Origin of the sequence: Pseudodesulfovibrio nedwellii (genome assembly GCF_027923765.1) — a bacterium.
Lineage (GTDB): Bacteria > Desulfobacterota > Desulfovibrionia > Desulfovibrionales > Desulfovibrionaceae > Pseudodesulfovibrio > Pseudodesulfovibrio nedwellii.
The window spans coordinates 3,642,779-3,663,132 of sequence record NZ_AP026709.1 but is presented as its reverse complement, the minus strand read 5'-3'; the positions used below and the strand labels follow the sequence as shown (position 1 = coordinate 3,663,132).

At 50.7% G+C, this 20,354-nt stretch carries 20 protein-coding genes; 3 read left to right on the top strand and 17 right to left on the bottom strand.

Going from position 1 to position 20,354, the window contains the following annotated elements; translation table 11 throughout:
• Positions 1-98: 98 nt before the first annotated feature.
• The 9 genes from recJ to SYK_RS17050 are packed head-to-tail and all read right to left on the bottom strand — an operon-like array spanning position 99 to position 8,015.
• Positions 99-1,808 carry a single-stranded-DNA-specific exonuclease RecJ gene (gene recJ / locus SYK_RS17090; RefSeq protein ID WP_281761477.1) on the bottom strand — a complete coding sequence of 570 codons (1,710 nt, stop codon included), beginning with the start codon at positions 1,806-1,808 and terminating at the stop codon, positions 99-101.
• Positions 1,809-1,825: 17 nt separating this feature from the next.
• Positions 1,826-2,686: an HDOD domain-containing protein gene (locus SYK_RS17085; protein ID WP_281761476.1), complete on the bottom strand. Its 861-nt coding sequence runs from the start codon at positions 2,684-2,686 to the stop codon at positions 1,826-1,828.
• Between the two features lie 42 nt (positions 2,687-2,728).
• Positions 2,729-3,628, bottom strand: a complete 900-nt coding sequence (locus SYK_RS17080; protein ID WP_281761475.1) for a tetratricopeptide repeat protein — start codon at positions 3,626-3,628, stop codon at positions 2,729-2,731.
• A 9-nt stretch (positions 3,629-3,637) separates the two neighbouring features.
• Complete coding sequence (gene pyrF / locus SYK_RS17075; protein WP_281761474.1) at positions 3,638-4,342, bottom strand: orotidine-5'-phosphate decarboxylase; 705 nt, start codon at positions 4,340-4,342, stop codon at positions 3,638-3,640.
• On the bottom strand, positions 4,335-4,976 hold the full coding sequence (gene gmk / locus SYK_RS17070; protein WP_281761473.1) for a guanylate kinase: 642 nt from the start codon (positions 4,974-4,976) through the stop codon (positions 4,335-4,337). The genes pyrF and gmk overlap by 8 nt, the downstream gene beginning before the upstream one ends.
• 5 nt (positions 4,977-4,981) lie before the next feature.
• Positions 4,982-5,236, bottom strand: a complete 255-nt coding sequence (locus SYK_RS17065) for a DUF370 domain-containing protein (RefSeq protein ID WP_207264358.1) — start codon at positions 5,234-5,236, stop codon at positions 4,982-4,984.
• A gap of 27 nt (positions 5,237-5,263) precedes the next feature.
• Positions 5,264-6,145, bottom strand: a complete 882-nt coding sequence (locus SYK_RS17060; protein ID WP_281761472.1) for a YicC/YloC family endoribonuclease — start codon at positions 6,143-6,145, stop codon at positions 5,264-5,266.
• Positions 6,146-6,189: 44 nt separating this feature from the next.
• Positions 6,190-6,726, bottom strand: a complete 537-nt coding sequence (locus tag SYK_RS17055) for a DUF4416 family protein (RefSeq protein WP_281761471.1) — start codon at positions 6,724-6,726, stop codon at positions 6,190-6,192.
• On the bottom strand, positions 6,723-8,015 hold the full coding sequence (locus tag SYK_RS17050) for a MiaB/RimO family radical SAM methylthiotransferase (RefSeq protein WP_281761470.1): 1,293 nt from the start codon (positions 8,013-8,015) through the stop codon (positions 6,723-6,725). Before SYK_RS17050 ends, SYK_RS17055 begins: the two co-directional genes overlap by 4 nt.
• Positions 8,016-8,071: 56 nt before the next feature.
• Here SYK_RS17050 and SYK_RS17045 point away from each other — a divergent pair, with 56 nt between their 5' ends.
• Complete coding sequence (locus tag SYK_RS17045) at positions 8,072-8,563, top strand: tetratricopeptide repeat protein (RefSeq protein ID WP_281761469.1); 492 nt, start codon at positions 8,072-8,074, stop codon at positions 8,561-8,563.
• 10 nt (positions 8,564-8,573) lie between these two features.
• Positions 8,574-9,131: a tetratricopeptide repeat protein gene (locus SYK_RS17040; protein ID WP_281761468.1), complete on the top strand. Its 558-nt coding sequence runs from the start codon at positions 8,574-8,576 to the stop codon at positions 9,129-9,131.
• Here SYK_RS17040 and mnmA read toward each other — a convergent pair whose 3' ends face one another.
• The 7 genes from mnmA to SYK_RS17005 form a co-directional block, all read right to left on the bottom strand.
• Positions 9,132-10,172 carry a tRNA 2-thiouridine(34) synthase MnmA gene (gene mnmA / locus SYK_RS17035; RefSeq protein ID WP_281761467.1) on the bottom strand — a complete coding sequence of 347 codons (1,041 nt, stop codon included), beginning with the start codon at positions 10,170-10,172 and terminating at the stop codon, positions 9,132-9,134.
• A gap of 160 nt (positions 10,173-10,332) precedes the next feature.
• Positions 10,333-11,790 (bottom strand): Asp-tRNA(Asn)/Glu-tRNA(Gln) amidotransferase subunit GatA, encoded by a 1,458-nt coding sequence (gene gatA / locus SYK_RS17030; protein WP_281761466.1) that lies wholly within the window; start codon positions 11,788-11,790, stop codon positions 10,333-10,335.
• A gap of 26 nt (positions 11,791-11,816) precedes the next feature.
• Positions 11,817-12,101 (bottom strand): Asp-tRNA(Asn)/Glu-tRNA(Gln) amidotransferase subunit GatC, encoded by a 285-nt coding sequence (gene gatC, locus SYK_RS17025; protein WP_281761465.1) that lies wholly within the window; start codon positions 12,099-12,101, stop codon positions 11,817-11,819.
• Positions 12,102-12,126: 25 nt separating this feature from the next.
• Positions 12,127-14,202 (bottom strand): type 1 periplasmic-binding domain-containing protein, encoded by a 2,076-nt coding sequence (locus tag SYK_RS17020; RefSeq protein WP_281761464.1) that lies wholly within the window; start codon positions 14,200-14,202, stop codon positions 12,127-12,129.
• A gap of 102 nt (positions 14,203-14,304) precedes the next feature.
• Positions 14,305-16,227 carry a molecular chaperone DnaK gene (gene dnaK / locus SYK_RS17015; RefSeq protein ID WP_281761463.1) on the bottom strand — a complete coding sequence of 641 codons (1,923 nt, stop codon included), beginning with the start codon at positions 16,225-16,227 and terminating at the stop codon, positions 14,305-14,307.
• A gap of 121 nt (positions 16,228-16,348) precedes the next feature.
• Positions 16,349-16,972, bottom strand: a complete 624-nt coding sequence (locus tag SYK_RS17010; protein ID WP_281761462.1) for a nucleotide exchange factor GrpE — start codon at positions 16,970-16,972, stop codon at positions 16,349-16,351.
• A gap of 153 nt (positions 16,973-17,125) precedes the next feature.
• Positions 17,126-18,388 (bottom strand): aminopeptidase, encoded by a 1,263-nt coding sequence (locus SYK_RS17005; protein WP_281761461.1) that lies wholly within the window; start codon positions 18,386-18,388, stop codon positions 17,126-17,128.
• 75 nt (positions 18,389-18,463) lie between these two features.
• On the opposite strand from SYK_RS17005, the gene SYK_RS17000 reads away from it, so the two are divergent.
• Positions 18,464-19,444, top strand: a complete 981-nt coding sequence (locus SYK_RS17000) for a YheT family hydrolase (RefSeq protein ID WP_281761460.1) — start codon at positions 18,464-18,466, stop codon at positions 19,442-19,444.
• Here SYK_RS17000 and SYK_RS16995 read toward each other — a convergent pair.
• Positions 19,441-20,340: a transporter substrate-binding domain-containing protein gene (locus tag SYK_RS16995; RefSeq protein ID WP_281761459.1), complete on the bottom strand. Its 900-nt coding sequence runs from the start codon at positions 20,338-20,340 to the stop codon at positions 19,441-19,443. The two genes, SYK_RS17000 and SYK_RS16995, sit on opposite strands and share 4 nt — an antisense overlap.
• Positions 20,341-20,354 lie beyond the last annotated feature (14 nt).

The following is a 20,354-nucleotide window of genomic DNA, read 5'->3' as shown; positions in this document are numbered from 1 at the left end:
TGGCAGCTCACTTAAGGATCTCAATTCAAAACCAGAATGGCGCACCCTGCTTAATGCATGGTGCGCCATTCTGGTTTGAATTATTTTATTCTACTGCATCAATACAGCCAATCTCGGATACGTAGATCGATCTTCGGGATGCCACGAAAACGGTCGATCTTCGGGGTGAAGGCAAACCGCATGGTTCTGCCCTGAATCTCTTTCGGAAGGCTACCGCCCATGCGCCATGCCTTGCCAGGAAACTTGGCACCAGTCTCCTTATCCTGAAGTACGAGTTTGACGTGTTCACGTTCGCGACCAAAGGTTCGATGCTCAGCAACAGTAATAAGCTGGGTGGCAAACACCGGCTCGGGATTCCCCATGCCAAACGGCTGGAGAAGCTCCAATTCCTGAAGCAATGTATTGTTGATGTTGGAAAAGCCAAGTTCGTGGTCAAGCTTAAGCGTTGGCGTCAAAGGCTCTGGACCGAGCGTATCTATCACGTGCTGGTTGAATTGTTCGCGCAAGGCGGTCAAATTTTCAGCCTCAAGAGACATCCCCGCCGCCTGCTTGTGTCCACCAAACCCGACCAACACCCCACTGACTGCTTTCAAACCTTCATACAGATTAAATTCAGCAATGCTCCGGCCGGACCCCTTAAGCAATCCTTCGGAGGCCTCAGGCGAACACAAAATGAGCGTGGGACGATAAAATTTCTCAACAACACGAGAAGCCACAATGCCGATTATGCCGGGATGCCAATCTTCGCCGTACAAAACCAGACCGGCCATGTGACGCATGCTTTCCGCCTGTTCAAAAGCCTGATCCGAAATCTCCTGCTCCTGCCGGCGACGCTCCATGTTGATGGCATTCAGCTCCTCGGCAATGGGCATAGCCGTATCAAAGTCATCGGCGAGCAAAAGATTCAGCGCCTTGGTCGGGTCACCCATACGTCCGGCTGCATTGATACGCGGCGCGAGGTTGAATCCGATCTGACCGGCGCCGAGTTCCGCACCGCGTTCATAATCACTGACAACCTTGAGCGCGGCCATGCCGGGACGTTTGGCTTCCTTGATAAGAAGCAAACCATTCTTGACCAAAATACGATTCTGGCCGGTCAGCTTGACTATGTCAGCGATGGTACCAAGGGCGACAAGATCGAGCAACGGACGAACATCGACAGGATCACCGGGAAGCAATTTATTGAGGGCTACCATAAGCATAAAAGCCACACCCACTCCGGCAAGGTCATCACACGGGCCGCCATCTTCCAAACGCGGGTCGCAAATAGCATGGGCATCGGGCAACCCATCGCCCGGCAGATGGTGATCCGAAACAATCACGGTCATACCGAGTTCGCGAGCACGAGCCACAGGTTCCATATCGGAAATACCACAATCCACGGTAAGCAGCATGGTGGCACCCTGTTCGTGCAGGCGTTCTACACCGGGGACATTCATGCCGTAGCCTTCTTCCATACGATTGGGCAGATGGTGCATGATCTCCGTGTCATGCATGACGAAAAATTCTTTAATGACAGCCGTGGCCGTTATGCCATCCACATCATAGTCGCCCCAGACCGCAAGAGTTCGACCTTCAGCCAGCCCTTCAGCCAGAGTCTCGACAGCCTGTGTCAAACCGGGAATTTCGGCTGGATTCGCCATATGACGAAGCAACGGACTGAGAAACTTGTCCATCTCCTCCACGTCAGTCAAGCCACGATTCCACATGATTTCAACGATTAACGGAGACACAGACAATTCCTCTGCAATCGACGCGACAGAGGCTGGGGCGGTTTCTTCACCGCGTGGTTTCCAAATGCAAGGCAATGTATATTCCAGATAGGTTAGGAAAGTGTTTTCACAAATTGTTCGATATCGCCAGATTCAAACATTTCTTCGGCAGTCTCCATTATGTCATCCATATCAACTTCCACGTCCGAACAAAGCTGTTCGACCTTCTCGGCATAAAAGCTTTCGGAGTCTTCAACGGTACGGACCACGGCATCTGCCAGACAGATAATATTCGCTTCAAGGGAATGGTCCGGGGCCAGCGCCGGGGAATGATGCCAGTTGACCGGTTCTACCAGATCCGCAGGTAAATCCCAGGATTTGAGCACCAACGCGCCGACAACGGCGTGATCCAATCCCCAGTATTCCTCTTCAGCCGCCGAGTCGGTCAACTCATCGTCTTCAGCCAGTTCACGAATAGCCTGCCAATCATCAGGACGTTTCAAAGCCGTAATAAGTTTGCCAATATCATGCAGCAAACCAACGGTGAACATATTGTCGGGCTTTCCCACGTCAGTCATACGGGACAATTCTTTGGAGACCATACCGACAAGGAACTGATGCGCCCAGTACTCTCCAAGGTCAAAATCTTCTGGAATTGAATACGCCTTGGTCAGGCCAGAAACACCCAGCGCGATAACTATGTTACGAATTTCAGCCATGCCAAGAACAGCGGCTGCGCGGGTGACAGACTGAACCTCGGCTTGCAGACCGTAATAGGCAGAATTGGCGAGACTCAAAATACGCGTGGTTAATCCCTGATCGACGCTCAAGGTCTCGCCCACATCCTCAAGGGAAGCCACTGACCTATTCCCTGTCTGAACAAAAAGTTTTTGCAAAACCTCTGGAGAAAACGGTAAATCCTCACGCATTCCCGGAAGCTCTCGAAGGAAATCCTGAACTCTATCTTGATTCATGGAAACTCCTGCTCATCCGCCATACAGCGAATTCTAACCCCGTTAATCCAATTTCATGGAAAGAGGAGCACCGCCCGCCCCATTCGATTTCCCCGTATTTTCCCCACTCTGGGAAGAATCACGAGGCTGCACTTCGATAGATACGCCCGGCCCTTCGCCGTCTTTAACGTATCCTTGTGTTTGGAGATAGGTCCAAAATTGTTTGCTTGCTTCAAGGTCCGGATTAACTGCCAAACTCTTAATGAGGTAATTCTTGCATTCTTCCACATTGCCCTTTTCAAAATAACACCGGGCAATATTATGAAAAAGATGCTCGTCGTTCTTCACCAGTTCTTCAGCCCGCAGATAATATTGCAAGGCCTGATCATACATTTTGTTCTTACGCATATTGATGCCAAAATCGTTGAACAAATGCTTATGTTCGGCTTCAAACGCAGCTTCAAGCCCGACTAATCGTTCAAAAATATCGTTGGCCTTCACCTGGTCCCCACGATCAAGATACGTCAATCCCAAACCAAAATTGGCACGAACATTTTCTTCATCAATGGACATGGCCTGCTGATATTCAAACTCTGCGCTGTAGGCCGCCCCCCGTTCCCGGTGCTTCTCGCCACGTACAATGGCCCCGTCCATCTCCTTGATGGCAGGGTATACCGTACTCACGTAAAATTCGGGTTCAGGATTAAATTTGGTAAGAAAATCGTCGCGCTCTATCTGTCGCTTGGGGCCGGAGGGAACATAATTCCTATTTAAAGGCTGAACTGAAATCGTGGTTTCATCTAGCTCTTCGACATCCCAGTAAGTTTTCTGAATGGTCTTTCGTTGCGTAGTCCCAGTGCCAACCTTCGCCACGGTCTGAGTGGAAAAGATACCTTTTATCTTTTCCGCACCATCACGAACGATCTCCTGCTCGGTCCTTACTTTTGATTCCTGATCGGACATCAAACGCTCCTACTTGACCTGTTCCATCTCCTCGACAATAGCCAAAGCGGCTTCCCGTGGATCGGTTGCCTGTGTGATGGGCCGCCCCACCACAAGGTAATCAGAACCATTCTGAACGGCCTGCGCGGGAGTCACAACCCGTCGCTGGTCACCGGCATCCGCCGAAGCTGGCCGAATGCCCGGCGTCAGACAAATAAAATCATTCCCGCATGCGACCTTGATACGCTCGGCCTCAAGGCCGGAGCAAACCACTCCATTTAAGCCATATTGCTCGGCTTTCACAGCCAGGTCAAGGGCCATCTCCGAGGGATCGGGCGCGATGTCAAGAGGCAGATCACCCGCCCCCATGCTGGTCAGCATGGTCACAGCAAGCACCATAGGTGGTTTCTGTCCAGGATCAACGCCTTCAGCACATCCATCCATAGCGGCTTTGGCCATACGCTCACCGCCAAGGGCGTGAATGTTAACCATGTCTGCCCCGGAACGAACCGCCGAACGGACCGCACCCTGCACAGTATTGGGAATATCAAAAAATTTCAGGTCCAAAAAGACCTTAAAGCCCATCTCCTTGAGACCGGAAACGACCTTCGGCCCTTCGGCTACGAACAATTCCAAACCGACTTTCATCCACGGCGCAGCCCCCTTGAGAGACCGTGCCATGGCAAAAGCGGATTCAGCATCCTTGTAATCAAGAGCAACAACCAGATCAGCCATCGTCTTCCCACGTCTTTTGAATATTACCCAGAATACCAGGACGCAACGGAGGCTTGCACTTACCCGCCAGATATACAGCCTTCAACTCCTGATACGCCTCGTCCAAAAAGTCATTGACGACCCAGTAATCAAACCACTTGGCCTGAGAAAGCTCACCAATAGCATTATTCAATCGACGTTCGATGGAATCGGCGGAATCTGTGCCACGACCTTCAAGCCTGCGTACAAGCTCTTCGCGAGACGGGGGCAACAGAAAGACAAACGTTCCCTTGTAGAACGTCTTTTTGAGCTGCTTGGCGCCCTGTACGTCAATATCAAACAGCACATCCCGCCCGGAATCGAGCATCTTTTCCACTGGCTTGGTGGCCGTGCCATAAAAATTACCGTGGACTTCAGCCCATTCGCAAAAGTCTCCCCGACTACGCATGGCCACAAAGACTTCACGAGAAATGAAATTGTATTCACGCCCGTTCTGTTCCTCACCACGCGGAGCACGGGTGGTATAAGACACAGAAAACCCGAAATCAGGAAATTCTTCCCGAAGCATGGATATCAGCGTGGACTTGCCGGTGCCGCTGGGCGCACAAACCACAAGGACTTGTCCCAGCCTGAATTTATGATCTTCTTGCTTCACCTATTCTATTCCCCTTCATCAGCACTGAACCGCTGACCAATGGTTTCCGCCTGAATGGCTGACAGGACCACATGATTGGAATCAGTCACAATAATAGCCCTGGTTTTACGTCCTTGCGTAGCATCAATAAGCCGTCCATCAGCACGAGCATCTTCCCTCAAACGCCGCATGGGGGCACTGGAGGGATTGACGATAGAAATGACCCTATCAAGAACCACGAAATTACCGAAACCGACGTTGAGTAAGCCCTGTTTCTGCATAGCTTCCTTCCGCTTTTAAGAAAGTATCTATTCGATATTCTGGACCTGTTCGCGACACCGTTCCAACTCAGCCTTGAAATCAACGACCAATCGGCTGACCTCAGTATCCTGAGCCTTGTTGCCGCAAGTGTTAATCTCGCGGAAAGTTTCCTGCACCAAAAAGTCGAGCTTCTTACCCACATTACCCTTGGCGGCCATGACTTCGCTCAAACGGTCCAGATGAGCATCCAGCCGGGTCAACTCTTCGGAAACATCCAACTTATCAGTAAGGTATGCCACTTCCTGAAGCATCCGATCTTCGGAGAACTCCGCATTGGCCGAATCGAGCATGTCGATAATGCGCTGCCTGAGTGTAGATTTTTTGGCTTCAAGGATGTCAGGAATACGAATCGCCACTTTCTGAGCGAGGTCGCGCAAAGTGTCCAGACGAGTCGTGAGATCATCACCCATGGCCTCACCTTCCACGGAACGGGAATCAACCCAATCCTTCAGTGCGGCTTCAAGGCCGTTGGTCAGACTCTCGGACAAACCGGGATCAGGCTCGGAACCGTTGTCACGCCACAAAGAGGACATGGACAGCACTCGATTATAATCCGGCTCAAATTTTTCACCACGAGACTGGGCGAGCTTTTCCATCTGTTCAAACATGGCCTGAGCCATGGTCTCGTTGAAAGTCATACCGAGAATGCCGGAATCCAATACTTCAAGATTCAAGGACACGTCCACCCTTCCGCGTGAAGCGTAGGTACGAACGATCTTTTCCCAGCCGTTCTCGAGGGAACGAAGGTAACCAGGCATGCGCCATTTGACGTCCAGATACCGACCGTTCACACTCTTGATTTCCCAGACATGAGTCCAGGCATCTTCGTTAGTTTCAAACCGACCAAAACCGGTCATACTTACTGGCATAATTTACTTCCTTTATGGTTGGAAGCCGCGTGTTGTCGACACTTTTACGTTTGCGGCTTGCTCAGCGTGTTTTTATACGACTGACGCAACTTTGTCAGCCGAGATTTCATATCCTCTCCGGCATAATCAGGAAATGTCCATGGGAAGACAACCCATTGTTTTTTCTGCCAGATCAGAGTCAAGTCTGCCCATATTCCCTCTTTGAGGTAAATACGGTGCGAAAATTTCTTACCCGTTGCCAAAACAAGACTCTGCAATGTGATGAAGCCGGGATCAAGATTAAACACCCGATTATCACCATCAGCATACCGCTTTTCCAATACATTTGTGAACAGTTTGATATCCGCCAAATCATCGAGCGGATGCAACTTCTCAAAGGAGACAATACGGCGAGTGATGGGGGTACCCAATTCAGCATCGTAGTACCCGGTCTGATCAAACGCGAACGGCTCACAGATGTCATCCGCAGGGCCGAAACGTTCTTCCAGCGCCTTGAGCAGATCCGGCCAGAACGCATCCCAGTTCGCGCTCAATATGGATATGATCAACAGTCCCGGTTCAGGAATTTTCGGCGTGCTCATACGTTCTCCAACGGTTCAACCAGAATCACACTTTTCTCCAGCTTCACAGGTCGCGTCCGAACCAGAGAACGCGGTTTGACACCTGTTGGCAAAGTTGTCAAACGACAAGCCGCATAATACTCACTGACTCCGCGCCCCTTGTCATCCTGAACGAGCACATCAAGATGCGGTTGATCAAGCAAGGTGCTCAAAAAGGCCTTTTTCTTACCATTCACCAGTTCCCGCAATCGCGCAGCACGTGCCTTGCGTATAGGGACATCCACAGAATCAAGCATGTCGGCAGCCCGTGTTCCCGGCCTCTCGGAATACGGGAAAATATGCCCGTAAGTCATTGGCAAAGCACGGCACAGTTCCATGGTATTCTCAAATTGCGCGTCAGTTTCACCAGGAAATCCGGTAATAAAGTCCGCGCCAAGTCCTATGACAGGCCAATGCTCACCCAGTCGTTCCAAGAATGTCACTGCGGAAAAGGGGTCATAATGTCCGCGCCCCATGGCACGAAGCACGTCAGAATCTCCGCTTTGCAAAGAAAGATGCAATTGCGGACAAACCATGGAGGATCGGTTCAAAACGGCAAGAGCCTTATCCGTGAGTTGCCCCGGCTCCACAGATGAAATGCGGAACCGCGCCCGTCCAGCCCAATCCAGACCGAACTCGGCTTCAAGACGGGATATCAAATCCCAAAAATCAATTTCCTCATCCAACCCACGCCCAAAATGACGAAGGTTAATACCGCTCAAAATAAATTCACGGAAACCAGCGACAAGCAGACGGGAGACTTCATCCACAATTTCATGCACCGGACGGCTTATGGATTTGCCACGCGTGGTCGGGATGATACAATAGGTGCAGTTATGTGAACAGCCATCCTGAACTTTAACGACAGCACGAGCACGGCCATATCCTTTGATGGAAAACGGCGCGAACCCGGGCTTGTCCGAATTCAGCTCGCCCGTACCTTCCGGTCCGTTGAGCAGTTGCGGCTTATCTTCCTGAGACACCACGCGGACCACGCCGGGCAGTTTACCCAATTCTTCAGGTATAATCTGGGCCGCACAGCCAGTAATAATAATCTCAGCATTAGGGTTGTCACGATGAAAACGGCGGACTGACTGACGCAGGTCTGCCACGGCATTAGCGGTCACGGCGCAGGAATTGACCAAAATAAGATTGGCCTCCTGCGGGGTGTCCACTTCACGGGCATCTCCTCCGGCCCATGCTTCGCCGATGGACCGAGTTTCATATTGGTTGATCTTGCAACCCAGGGTAGCGGTATAAAAGGTAATCATGATATGCTCTGGCACTCGTTTGAATAATACATAAACTTTTTTGCCGGGATTAACCGATGAACAGACTCTTCCTTCTCATGACAATAGCCTTCACGATCATGGCCTGTGCTCCTTCACCAAAACACGCCGGTAACATGTCCATGACGGTCAAGAATTATCAGGATGCGGCAACTTATTATAAAGATGCCCTGAAACAAAACCCCGATTCCGTCATCCTGCTTACCAACCTTGGTCGTGCGTACTACAATCTGGCCGATTACGACAAGGCTCAGACGAACTTCACGGCAGCCACTCAGGTTGAACCGGGATACCCTCATGCCGTCTTCTATCTGGGACTGACCACCCTTGCACAGGGCGACCGTACGGCCGGGTTCGGCATACTGACCAACTTCCGCTATCCAGGCAAGCCCGAAGTGACCCGTTCTGTCACAAGTATGGCTCATCAACTCTCAGGAAACACCGATGCCACAACCGAATATCTGATCGACAAAATGGCTCAGGCCTGGACTGAAGGCATGGCCATGGATAAACAGGCTGACTTCAAATAGGGAGAAAACCATGCGTTATCTATTCTATATCGCACTGCTTGCCCTGCTTTGTTCTTGTAATACCAGCGTTGGCGTGGGGATGCATACCGGCACCTCTCGCATTGGTGTTGGTGCTGGCGGCGGAAGAACCGGAGTCGGCGTGGGAGCACAAACCGGTGCGGGAGTTTCTTTCACCTCATACAAAGACTTTCTGCCCAACGGCCCAAGCGACATTTATGCCAGCAATAAAAAGGCAGTCATCGCCATGAATGACGGCGACTATAACGCAGCGAGCCAAACCTTTGAAGCCAACTTGCAAACATATCCAAACCACCCGGACGCGACATATTATCTCGGCCTGACACGCATTTATCAGGGAAAACGGGAAGAAGGGTTCACCCTGCTCAAATCCTACCGCGACCCGGACAACTACCGAATGACAAGTGAAGTACAACGGTCTGCGGCATATCTGGAAGAAAAACCGGAACTCACAGCCCAAAAAATCCACGAAGTCATGAACAAAAATCGAAGCGACGGATACCAAAGGGAGATACGAGAACGCATGGATTTACGCCCGTCGCGTTGGTGATCAAAGCGACTTTTCTATGACACCACCGCCGAGCACAACGCCGTTTGCATCGTAAACAGCCGCCACTTGCCCCGGTGTAGGCCGTGTGTATGGCTCCAAAAACACAAAATGCAATTTGCCGTCCACCAAAGTCACACGACACGGCATGGCCTGCTGGCGATATCGCGTCTGGACTATAACAATTTCAGGCCACGTCTCAACAGGGGTCATAAGATTCACCTGACCAGCCACACCACCGTTGGACATCAATTCCGACTTGGGACCAACAACGAGCACATTACGAGCCACATTCTTGCCCAGCACATATAAAGCTTCCTGCCACGGAATACCCAGGCCACGCCGTTGGCCCTGTGTGTGTCGCCACAATCCCTTATGCTCACCGACCACAGTGCCATCCAGAAGTTCTGCAGAACCAGAACCGGGCATGGCACCACGGTCTGAAAGAAAGGCTTGATAATCATCATTGGGCACAAAACAGATTTCTTGACTTTCACCTGGAACAGGCGGTTTCAGGCCTTGATTTGCGAGAATGGCGAGAACATCCTTCTTCAAGGTTTCCGCCAATGGAAACAGAGAAAGACGCAACAACTCAATCGGAACAAGCGAAAGGAAATAACTCTGGTCCTTGGTCAGGTCCACACCGCGCACAAGCATACGCCCCAAATCGCCCCGTTTTTCCAGCTGCACATAATGTCCAGTTGCGAGTCTGTCCGCACCCAAAGAACGGACGGCATTGAAAAGTACCCCGAACTTCATACGCGAATTACACAGTGCGCACGGATTAGGCGTCAAGCCAGCCCGATAGTCTGCTTCAAATGGTGCTACCACCCGCCTCTCGAATTCTTCATGCAAATCAAGGGCATGAAAAGGGATATCAAGACTTTCACACACAGCGGTCAAGCCCTTCTCCACCTTTTCCCAAGCAGAGGTTGGCGGCAAGAAATGGCCGTGTACAGCCATAAGATCATGCCCCTGTTCCTTGAGCAGAACCATGGCAAGCAGACTGTCCATGCCTCCTGAGACGGCAACGGCTATTGTCATAAAGATATCTCCACTCTCACGCTTTTCCTTTAATTTTAAAGAAAGACACATTAAAAAATAAAATGAACCTTCAGGGTATTTTTATCACAGGTAATTCAAATGAAAAAGCCGGTTGTAAAGCAACGTTCACAACCGGTTATTTCAACAGTAATATATATTCTTACAACTCAGCCATGGGCATGGGGTCAATGTTCCGTTCGAGGCATTCTGTGACGGATAGCATGTCCGCTTCACAAAATGCCGGCCCCATAAACTGAAGTCCCACCGGCATGCCGGAGTCCTTGCCGAGTCCAACAGGCAGACTCATACCGGGCAGACCTGCCAAATTAGCGGAAATAGTGAAAATATCCATCAAATACATCTGCAACGGGTCGGCCTTTTCGCCAGCTTTGAAAGCCGTCGTCGGGCACACCGGACCGGCAATAAGATCGCACTGCTCAAACGCCTTGTCGAAATCCTCACGCAAGAGGCGACGAACCTTGGCTGCTTTGTTGTAATATGCGTCATAATACCCACTGGAAAGCACGTATGTTCCCATAATTATACGACGCTGAACCTCGTCACCAAACCCTTCGGTCCGGCTGGAGGTATACATATCGATAAGTTCCGAAGCATTCTTGTTACGGTGACCAAACCGCACGCCATCAAAACGCGACAGATTGCTTGAAGCCTCTGCCATGGCAATGATGTAATAGGTAGCAATGGCGTAATCTGTCAGCGACAACTTCACGGGCACAGTTTTGGCACCCAGTGCTTCCATCTTGGCGACAGCAGCCTTGCACGCTTCTTCAACTTCAGCGTCCAATCCTTCGCCCCAGTACTCCTCGGGCAAACCGATAGTCACGCCGTCAAGATTCTCACGCCCCAATGCAGCCAGATAATCAGGAACATCCACGTCCACGGAAGTGGAATCTTTGGGATCATGTCCGGCCATAACCTGCAACATGCGGGCAGCGTCTTCGACACTACGGGTCATGGGACCAATCTGGTCAAGCGAAGAACCGTACGCGATCAGACCGAACCGGGAAATGCGGCCATAGGTCGGTTTGAGTCCAACAATGCCACAAAAAGAGGCAGGCAAACGGATGGAGCCACCGGTATCCGTACCGAGCGCGGCATAACACTGGCCAGCGGCAACGGTCGCACCGGAACCACCAGACGATCCGCCGGGAACACGATCAGTATCCCACGGGTTGCCGGTCTGAAAAAATGCGGAATTTTCGGTGGAAGACCCCATAGCGAATTCATCCATGTTGGCCTTACCAATAATAATAGCTCCGGCCTCGCGTAACTTGGCGACAGCAGTAGCGTCATAAAACGGTACAAAATTATCGAGTATTTTAGAAGCGCAGGTGGTCCGAATTCCTTTGGTGGCAAGGAGATCCTTAAGCACGATGGGAACGCCCCACAACGGCTTACTCGCGTCCGGACCTTCACTGTCCATGGCTTCAGCCAATTGCAATGCCTCGTCACCGGTAACGGTTATAAGGGCCTTGACCTTGGGTTCGGTAGCCTCAATGCGATCAAGGCAATTCCTGACGGCCTCAACAGCCTTCAATTCCCCGGATTGCAGCTGTTCAGCCACTTCGGAGAGTGTCTTTGTATAGAGATCAGACATAATCGATCCTGAATATATCAAGTAGTTTATACGATTCGTGGGACAATGAAGAACTGTCCGTCCTGCTCCGGCGCATTGGAAAGCACTTCGTCACGGGTGAAGTCCTTTCGCACTTCGTCCTTACGCAGAACGGTAGTGTGCTTGACCGGGCTATACATGGGTTCCACGGCATCCGTGTCCAGCTCTCCGAGCTTATCCATGTAACTGAGAATATCTCCGAGCTGTCCGGCGAACAACTCAAGCTTGTCCTGAGGCAAGTCGAGGCGGGAAAGCCGCGCAACCTTGGCCACTTCTTCGGGACTGATTTTCATGTGTTTCTCCTTATATCCAAAAGCCCTATTGTTCGGGCGGCATATCCGGGGTCTTTTCTTCAATAGTAATCCACTGCCCGTCTTCGGACAGCTTGTAGCCCTGTTCTTTCATCCGCTTTTCGTAAGCGCCCATACGTTTTTCACGCCGAGCCGAAGCCTGACTGATTCGACTGGAAATCTTCTCGGCGTTGATAAGCCTTTTGCCATTTCGTACTGGACTGAACAGATACAAATCCTGACTGGCTACACCGGAATCATCCCAGGTTAACCGGGCTATACTGAAATCCATATCCTGAGCGGCATGAATACGAGAATTGACATCTCTGCCCGTCCAAGTGGAGGGTAAAGAACCCAACCGACCAGCAAACCGTATGAAATCATATCCGAGGGCAACCCAAAAATCAGCCTGTCCCAGACCTTCTTCGGTCAACGCAGTCTGAAGGGCACGTCCTCCATCGGATTGTTCCCACCATGCACCGGGACACACGGCAAGCCGATAATAATGCTCGTCAATACCCTTGGCTGTATCCAAGGCTCGACTCCACAGTCCAGGTCCGAGAAAGACGAGTTGGTCTCCCTCATAGAAAAAGAAATTGGGAAGCAAAGTTTGCGCCTGTCTCCAGCCGTCCGGGATGAACACAGCACCAAAATCGGGCATCTCGAGAGGCACATCCTTGTTCTCGCTAAAGTCGGCGGGCACATTCAGCAGCTTGCCGACGCGCTTGCTCCACTTCTTGAGGTTCTTCGGCGGATATGACTGCATCCCCTTAATGCGACCACCCAGCGGAGTTGCTTCACGATAAAAAGTTTCGGCCATAGTCCGACCAAATTTTTCTTCGGGATAAAAAACTGCCAAATCAGTAATGCCCAGTTCATCGACAGCCATGGATACGAGACTGCGAACTTCGTCATTTCGACTGGCAAAGAAACGCCAAGCGTCACGCCCTTCGGTCAACTCTCCAAGAGAAGACATGAAGGTAAAAACGGCCCGTTCCTTGAGCACACTCTGATCCGAGTTCTCACCTTCGTACAACTGTTTGAAGGCACTCACTCGCAAAGGACCACCCACAACCGAATAATGGCTGGGGAGTTCAGCAAGTCGAGTCTGCCAACCAGAAATTTCCGTATTGATAACCCGCACATCAACTTCGATACCGTTTTGCGCCAGACGCCACTGCGCCAACCCTGCTCCACGCAGAATTTTTACGCCAACCTTGGCGTACGGCCCGGTAATGGGCAGAGCCAACGCCAATCCAATACGCGGCACACCGTAACGAGCTTCCAAGTCAACCAACACGCTCTCCAGAGACATCGTATCAACCAAGGAACTCTTGGTCGTCAGATTACGCATGGTGCGCCAGGCTGAAGACCATGTGTCGGCATCAACGGCGATTCGCACTCCCTGTTCAAAAGAAACAAGGGCGTATGGAAACTGCCACTGATTCGTCGTATCCACAATCTTGGACAGAATTTCGATTTCACTTTCCGAAGACTCCGCAAGTTGTTGCCTGAATGCCTGTTCAAATCCGGCCTTGGCAGACGGTTCCGGTGCCTGTTGGTAATATTCGCTCAACACATCAAGAGAACGCTCTGGGTCGTCCATCTTTCTGAAATAATCACTGTACCACAACGCCACGACCTGCTTGGTCGTCCACGGCGTTTTCGTACTGTCCTGTAGCCACTTAAGATGATTGTGCAGCCGTTCAGTCTTGCCGAGTGCAGCCATAGTGTTAAGATAAATCGTCTCCCAAGACGCAAGCTCCAAAGCTGACGTATCCTGATTGGCCCACTTCTCCAAAGCGATACGCGCCTGATGGTAGTGTCCATTTCTGTAAGCGGATTCAGCAAGTCGACCGTAGACCAACGGCAACTCACTGCGCACAAGATCCTGCCGATCCAATGCGGCGGCATAATACAGCTCGGTACTTTCATACTGTTTTGCCTCCCATGCTGCATCAGCCTCCATAAGGAGATTGGGCGTAGAAAGCATGTCCACACTCTTGACTGACTGCTGCATGGGAGCACAGCCCCATGCGAAAACCGTCAACAGAATGAGAACGACAAAGAATCGCGGAATATCGGAAAAATATGTTCGGTGCATCGTATGTTCCATAAAAGCCGGATTAAGCAGCCTAATAAAAAAAACCCGGCCCGTGAATGACGGGCCGGGTAATCTATACTTTGCTTGAGCTTCTAAGGCAAGCTACTTGACTTCGGTGTAGTCGGCATCGACCACGTCGTCGTCATCCTTGGGAGCTGCACCGGCGTCACCACCAGCTGCACCGGCTGCACCGGCACCCATGTCGGGACCTGCGCCTTCGGTATTCTGCTGAGCGTACAACTGTTCGGCCAGCTTGTGAGAGCTTTGTGACAATTCATCGGCCTTGGCCTTGATCTCATCAGCATCATCGGTCTCAAGGGCCTTCTTCAGGGCCTCGACCTTGGATTCAATGTCAGCCTTCAACTCGGTATCAACCTTATCGCCAAGATCACGCATGGACTTCTCGGAAGTGTAAATCAGCGTATCGGCCTGATTGCGCACCTCAATGAGTTCCTGCTTTTTCTTATCTTCATCGGCATGAGACTCAGCATCCTTGACCATCTGATCAATTTCTTCATCGGACAGACCGGAAGAAGCAGTGATCTGGATGGACTGTTCACGTCCGGTACCCATGTCTTTGGCGTTGACATGCACGATGCCGTTGGCATCAATGTCAAAGGAAACTTCAATCTGGGGTACACCACGCGGTGCCGGCGGCAAACCGGACAACTCGAAGTTGCCAAGCAGCTTGTTATCCGCAGACATGGGACGTTCGCCCTGGAAAACTCGGATGGACACGGACGGCTGATTCTCAGCCGCGGTGGTAAACACCTGAGATTTCTTGGTCGGGATGGTGGTGTTACGCTCGATCAGGTGTGTCATCACGCCGCCCATGGTCTCAATGCCGAGGGACAACGGAGTCACGTCGAGAAGCAGTACGTCTTTGACGTCACCGGCCAAAATACCGCCCTGAATGGCAGCACCCATGGCAACGACTTCGTCCGGGTTCACAGAGCGGTTAGGCTCCTTGCCGAAGAAAGACTTCACCTTTTCCTGCACCAGAGGCATACGGGTCATACCACCGACGAGAATAACTTCGTCGATATCAGATGCGGACAGACCGGCATCTTTCAGTGCCTTCTTGCACGGTGCGACAGTCCTATCAACCAGATCCTCAACGAGCTTTTCCAGCTTGCTGCGGCTGATCTTGACCATCATATGCTTGGGACCATTCTGATCAGCGGTGATAAAGGGCAGATTGACCTCGGTTTCAATGGAAGAAGACAGCTCGTGCTTGGCTTTTTCCGAAGCTTCCTTGAGGCGCTGCAAGGCCATACGGTCCTGAGACAAATCAATGCCGTTTTCTTTCTTGAACTCGTCCACCAAGTATTCAATGATACGATGGTCGAAATCTTCACCGCCAAGAAAGGTGTCACCATTGGTGGCACGAACTTCCACGACGTTGTCGCCGACTTCCAGAATGGAAATATCAAAAGTACCACCACCGAGGTCAAAAACCGCGATTTTTTCGTTGGCTTTCTTGTCGAAACCATAAGCCAATGATGCGGCGGTAGGTTCGTTGATGATGCGCTTGACCTCAAGACCGGCAATCTTGCCTGCGTCTTTGGTCGCCTGACGCTGAGAGTCATTGAAATATGCGGGCACGGTGATGACCGCTTCAGTCACATCTTCGCCCAGATAGATTTCGGCATCCTTCTTCAGCTTCTGAAGGATAATAGCTGAAACTTCCGGCGGAGAATATTTCTTGCCGTCGATCTCAACCCAGGCATCGTTACCGTTACCGGCCACAATGTCGTACGGACAGTGTTTCTGCCATTTTTTAACTTCAGGAGCATTAGCCTGACGGCCCATCATGCGCTTGATGGCAAACACGGTCTTTTCAGGGTTGGTGACAGACTGACGTTTGGCGATGTCGCCCACCAGACGTTCTTTGTCAGTAAAAGCCACGACGGACGGCGTAGTACGCCCACCCTCGGGGTTGGTGACGCATTTTGGATCTTTACCTTCCATGACGTAAACGCAGGAGTTGGTAGTTCCAAGATCGATTCCTATGATCTTACCCATTATGTATGTCCTCCTCAAATCTTCTATTGAGATAGTCGTTATCGACGTTTGTTTTTCGTTACTCTGTTCAATAAGTACGCATTCGGCCTTGTAAAGAGCGTCAGCGTCAAAAAAATAGTGCTTATGCCTTGTTGACCATAACCTTGGCCGGACGAATAAGACGTCCTTTCAGCAGGTAACCACCCTGAATAATCTGGGCAATCTGGTTGTCGGCAAGCTCAGGTTCCTGCACAGTCCCCACAGCTTCATGAACTTCGGGGTCAAAATCATTACCGACAGCGACAGGCACTACGACCAGTCCATGCCCTTTCACTGCATCGAGAAACAGCTTGCGGGTCATGTCCACGCCGATGACAAAATTCTTGCAGGCGTCATCCAAGTTCCCGGTGTGAGCCAATGCGAGATCAAGGTTATCTAGAACAGGCAGCAGGTCAGCCAGAACAGACTCGCCTGCATACTTCTTCATTTCCTCATTTTCCCGAAATAAACGTTTTTTGACGTTTTCAGCATCTGCCAAGGCGCGAAGGCGAATTCCTTCAGCTTCCTTAAACACATCACATTCGGGACAAACGGATTCAAGACACAGTGCGTGCAGTTCTTCCTGACTCAGAGAGACTTCCGTAGCCTCTTCCTCGCCAACCTCATCGGTGGCATCAAGGTTTTCACCCTGTGCTTCGTTAAAAATCTTACCCTCATCATCATAAAGGCCAGTGATAGGGACTTCGTTGTTTTTATCTTTGGTCATGTATAATCCTTAAAAAGCGTGATCTATCATGAAAAGGCCCCGACAAAAGCGAGGCGTGATGGGAAAATAAGCATGTGGAAAAGGTTGTCAATGGTCTTTTATATAAGAATATGACAGAGCGCAGACTGAACGGGCAGACAAAAGGCTTATCCCTTAAAAACAGAAAGACCCATTCTCATAAATCAATGAAGACTCTCCGCCCTTAAGCCGTGCAGTGACACGTTTAGGCTGGGTATTCACCAAATCCCAGTGCATATCCGAAGAGTTGAAACCGAGCTCGTATTCCAGTTCCGGGGTAAGCATTTCAGGAGGACCTGTAAAACTTTCCAAAACAGAACCACCAAGGGCTATGTGACAATTCCCGTTGTCTCCACCATAATTTTCATCGAGCAAAGTATGCGCCATGAATCTATCCACACGGGAAAAACGCTTGTCAGTCAGGGAAAATTCTCCTACCCGACGAGCGCCAGAATCGGAATACATCTGATTTTGTAAAAACACCTGACCTCGTTCCGCTTCCACTCGGGCAGCGATACCATCCGAAAAGTCCAAAGATGCACCAAGCACCAAATGTCCATACCGCAACGATGGCTGATCAGCGTAATATGTGCCTTCCACCTTGCGGGCATCGGGCGCGAAATAAATTTCATACCCCGGAATATTGCCTCCGCTCACACCTACAAATCGCCGGTTATTGCCAACAGGCACTTTGAGATTGATATCTTCGGACTCTACGCGCAAAGAAGCTATATCCAAAGAATCGAGCCAGTCGCAAACTTCGCCGACTTCGCGTTGAAGTCGCTTCCACTCCTTGACCGGGCTGGGCATATTCAGCCAGCAGGCCCGTTTCAAAGCGGTGGCATAGTCCTCCAGCGTCATACCGGAAGCTGCGGCCAAGGCTTCGGTAGGATAAATACAAGTGGTCCAGCCAAGCGCACCGGACTGCTTGCGACGTTGCAGTATGCGTCGGTTAGAAGCATCTGACCGCCGGGCCTCAGCAATAGTGCGCGGGTCTACGGTCTGGAGATGCGTCAGGTCTTCGGGGGCCATGACAGTGATAATCCCGGCAACCTGAGAATACAGTTCGCCCAACCCCGGTTGTTGAAATAAAAGTTGACCGTAACTAGAATTAAGATATCGCTCCATATTCATATATGGCGTGGGCATGGCCATGGTCACGGGCATAAGGTGCATGTCCATGACTCTGGAATAAATAGCTTCGGCCAAAGCAAGACCGGGAATATCGTACCGAATCAACACGATATCCTTATTCTTGAACGGTTTTTCTCTAGTCTCAGCCAAACCCCAGAGAAGAACTTCCGCGTAATTCTCCATATCAACCTGATCAAACAACGGCACAACAACTCCTTGCTTTGGACACGCCCGCAGGCACAGGCCGTCAGAATACAAAGCCATTCTCATTCAAGCAACCGTTTTCAATCCTGGACATTGCTTTTGACATCAATCTGGTGTGGTCGTACACCAATCCTCATGCCAATACTGCCAACCCCGGATTATCAACCGCCCTTTCCATTTCGTTTCGGCAACATCGCCACGCTGTATCCCCCTCTGTTCAGACTGACGCCGCTCACGGCGCCCATGCGGGAACGTATTGAACTGCCGGACACCGACTTTCTGGATTTCGACTGGCACCGATCCCGTATCGGCGAAACTCGCAAATTGGTCATCGTCAGCCACGGCCTAGAGGGACATGCCCGCAAAAAATATGTGCTCGGCATGGCTCATATTTTCACGGGCCTCGGCTTTGACGCGGCCTGTTGGTGCCAACGCGGATGCGGTAATGAGCCAAATAGATTACCGCGTTCCTATCACTCAGGTGAAACCGATGATCTGCACGCGGTCATCACGCACTGCCTTTCCACTGGTCGATATGACGAGGTCAGCCTCATAGGATTCTCCATGGGCGGCAACCAGATTCTCAAGTATCTGGGAGAATCCCCTGACCGTATTCCGCCACAAATAATTTCCGCAGCAACATTTTCCGTCCCCTGCGATCTAGATGCGACGGAGCGGATGATTGCCCTGCCTTCCCGGCATATTTATTTTGAATATTTCATGCGTGGACTGCGCCGGACCATTCGTGAAAAAGGGGAACGATTCCCGAACGAAATCGACTCGGCACAACTACACGGCATCAAAACACTCCGGGATTTCGATGACCGATTCACTGCACCATCCAATGGGTTCAAAGATGCTGCCGAATATTACACCCGTTCAAGCAGCCTTCAATTCCTCAAGGATATCCGTATCCCAACCCTGCTCGCCAATGCACAGGACGATCCCTTCCTCGGACCAGAATGTTATCCACTCCGCGAGGCCGAAGCCAACTCAAATCTGTTTCTGGAAATGCCAGAACATGGAGGACATGTGGGGTTTGTGCTCAATGGCGGGAATAATGTCTATTGGTCCGAAAAACGAGCCGCTCAATTCTTAACTCAAAACGAAAACTAACGACGAAATCTATCAAAAACAAAGGGAACAAGAAGAGCAAGGCCAAGACTTAAAACACTAATAACAATCGTTGAGGCAAGCCAACTTCTGGATGGAGTATGGCCTCCGACAACCCACCGCTCAAAAAGTACTTTTCGTTCTTCCTTATCAATTCGCTCCAACCCTTTTTCAATCATCGTCAGTAATACTTCATTGCCTTGCGCAACAGCAGCTCTGTAGTACTGGTCCGAAACAAACTCTATCACTCTAAAGAATCTAACCTTTCCCATAGAGCCTATTTGATGCATGACAGTCGGGTAATCTCCCATCACCACCTCGACTTCTCCATTGACTGCGGCTTCAACCAATCGAGTCGTATTCTCGATTGGATACGGTTTCAATGCAGGGTACTTTTCCCGCAAAAGAGCGTCGTAAAAGCTCTTATCGATCACACCGACGTTCTTGCCTCTCAGTTGACTAATGTCTGTTATTGCTGAACCGTTTACGACAAGGACAACTCCACGAGAGACAAAAAACGGGGATGAATAATCCAGATAACGATCTCTCCCAGCGGTGTAAAAAAGGCCACCGTGTACATCTGCCTTCCCTTCACGCACAGCATTCAAGGTCTCAGCCCACTCCACAAGATGAAAATGTACCGGGACACCCGTTTCTGAAGACCATTTCCGCCAAAGGTCAATAATAAACCCTTTGGGACGACCACTGGGACCGACGAAGGACATAGGCGGCATATCAGATTCCTGGGCAACAATAATACCCTTGGATCGATATGCCCCAAAAGGATCATCCTCGGCTACTGATGAGGATGGATAACAAAAGAGAAAGGCCAAAAGGCATACCACTGCTAATGCAGAGCAAAAAATCCAACGATAAAAAAATAAACAGCCACCATTCATGAGAAACAATATAC

What these genes read in the sequence shown, in the direction of transcription:
- SYK_RS17055 (WP_281761471.1), bottom strand. Translation starts at nt 6,726, where the DNA reads ATGAGCACGCCGAAAATTCCTGAACCGGGACTGTTGATCATATCCATA.
- gatC (WP_281761465.1), bottom strand. Translation starts at nt 12,101, where the DNA reads ATGAAAATCAGTCCCGAAGAAGTGGCCAAGGTTGCGCGGCTTTCCCGC.
- SYK_RS17000 (WP_281761460.1), top strand. Translation starts at nt 18,464, where the DNA reads ATGCCAATACTGCCAACCCCGGATTATCAACCGCCCTTTCCATTTCGT.
- SYK_RS17020 (WP_281761464.1), bottom strand. Translation starts at nt 14,202, where the DNA reads ATGCACCGAACATATTTTTCCGATATTCCGCGATTCTTTGTCGTTCTC.
- SYK_RS17040 (WP_281761468.1), top strand. Translation starts at nt 8,574, where the DNA reads ATGCGTTATCTATTCTATATCGCACTGCTTGCCCTGCTTTGTTCTTGT.
- dnaK (WP_281761463.1), bottom strand. Translation starts at nt 16,227, where the DNA reads ATGGGTAAGATCATAGGAATCGATCTTGGAACTACCAACTCCTGCGTT.
- SYK_RS17065 (WP_207264358.1), bottom strand. Translation starts at nt 5,236, where the DNA reads ATGCAGAAACAGGGCTTACTCAACGTCGGTTTCGGTAATTTCGTGGTT.
- gatA (WP_281761466.1), bottom strand. Translation starts at nt 11,790, where the DNA reads ATGTCTGATCTCTATACAAAGACACTCTCCGAAGTGGCTGAACAGCTG.
- SYK_RS17085 (WP_281761476.1), bottom strand. Translation starts at nt 2,686, where the DNA reads ATGAATCAAGATAGAGTTCAGGATTTCCTTCGAGAGCTTCCGGGAATG.
- SYK_RS17010 (WP_281761462.1), bottom strand. Translation starts at nt 16,972, where the DNA reads ATGACCAAAGATAAAAACAACGAAGTCCCTATCACTGGCCTTTATGAT.
- SYK_RS17045 (WP_281761469.1), top strand. Translation starts at nt 8,072, where the DNA reads ATGAACAGACTCTTCCTTCTCATGACAATAGCCTTCACGATCATGGCC.
- SYK_RS17050 (WP_281761470.1), bottom strand. Translation starts at nt 8,015, where the DNA reads ATGATTACCTTTTATACCGCTACCCTGGGTTGCAAGATCAACCAATAT.
- SYK_RS17005 (WP_281761461.1), bottom strand. Translation starts at nt 18,388, where the DNA reads ATGGCTTTGTATTCTGACGGCCTGTGCCTGCGGGCGTGTCCAAAGCAA.
- SYK_RS16995 (WP_281761459.1), bottom strand. Translation starts at nt 20,340, where the DNA reads ATGAATGGTGGCTGTTTATTTTTTTATCGTTGGATTTTTTGCTCTGCA.
- mnmA (WP_281761467.1), bottom strand. Translation starts at nt 10,172, where the DNA reads ATGACAATAGCCGTTGCCGTCTCAGGAGGCATGGACAGTCTGCTTGCC.
- pyrF (WP_281761474.1), bottom strand. Translation starts at nt 4,342, where the DNA reads ATGGCTGATCTGGTTGTTGCTCTTGATTACAAGGATGCTGAATCCGCT.
- SYK_RS17060 (WP_281761472.1), bottom strand. Translation starts at nt 6,145, where the DNA reads ATGCCAGTAAGTATGACCGGTTTTGGTCGGTTTGAAACTAACGAAGAT.
- SYK_RS17080 (WP_281761475.1), bottom strand. Translation starts at nt 3,628, where the DNA reads ATGTCCGATCAGGAATCAAAAGTAAGGACCGAGCAGGAGATCGTTCGT.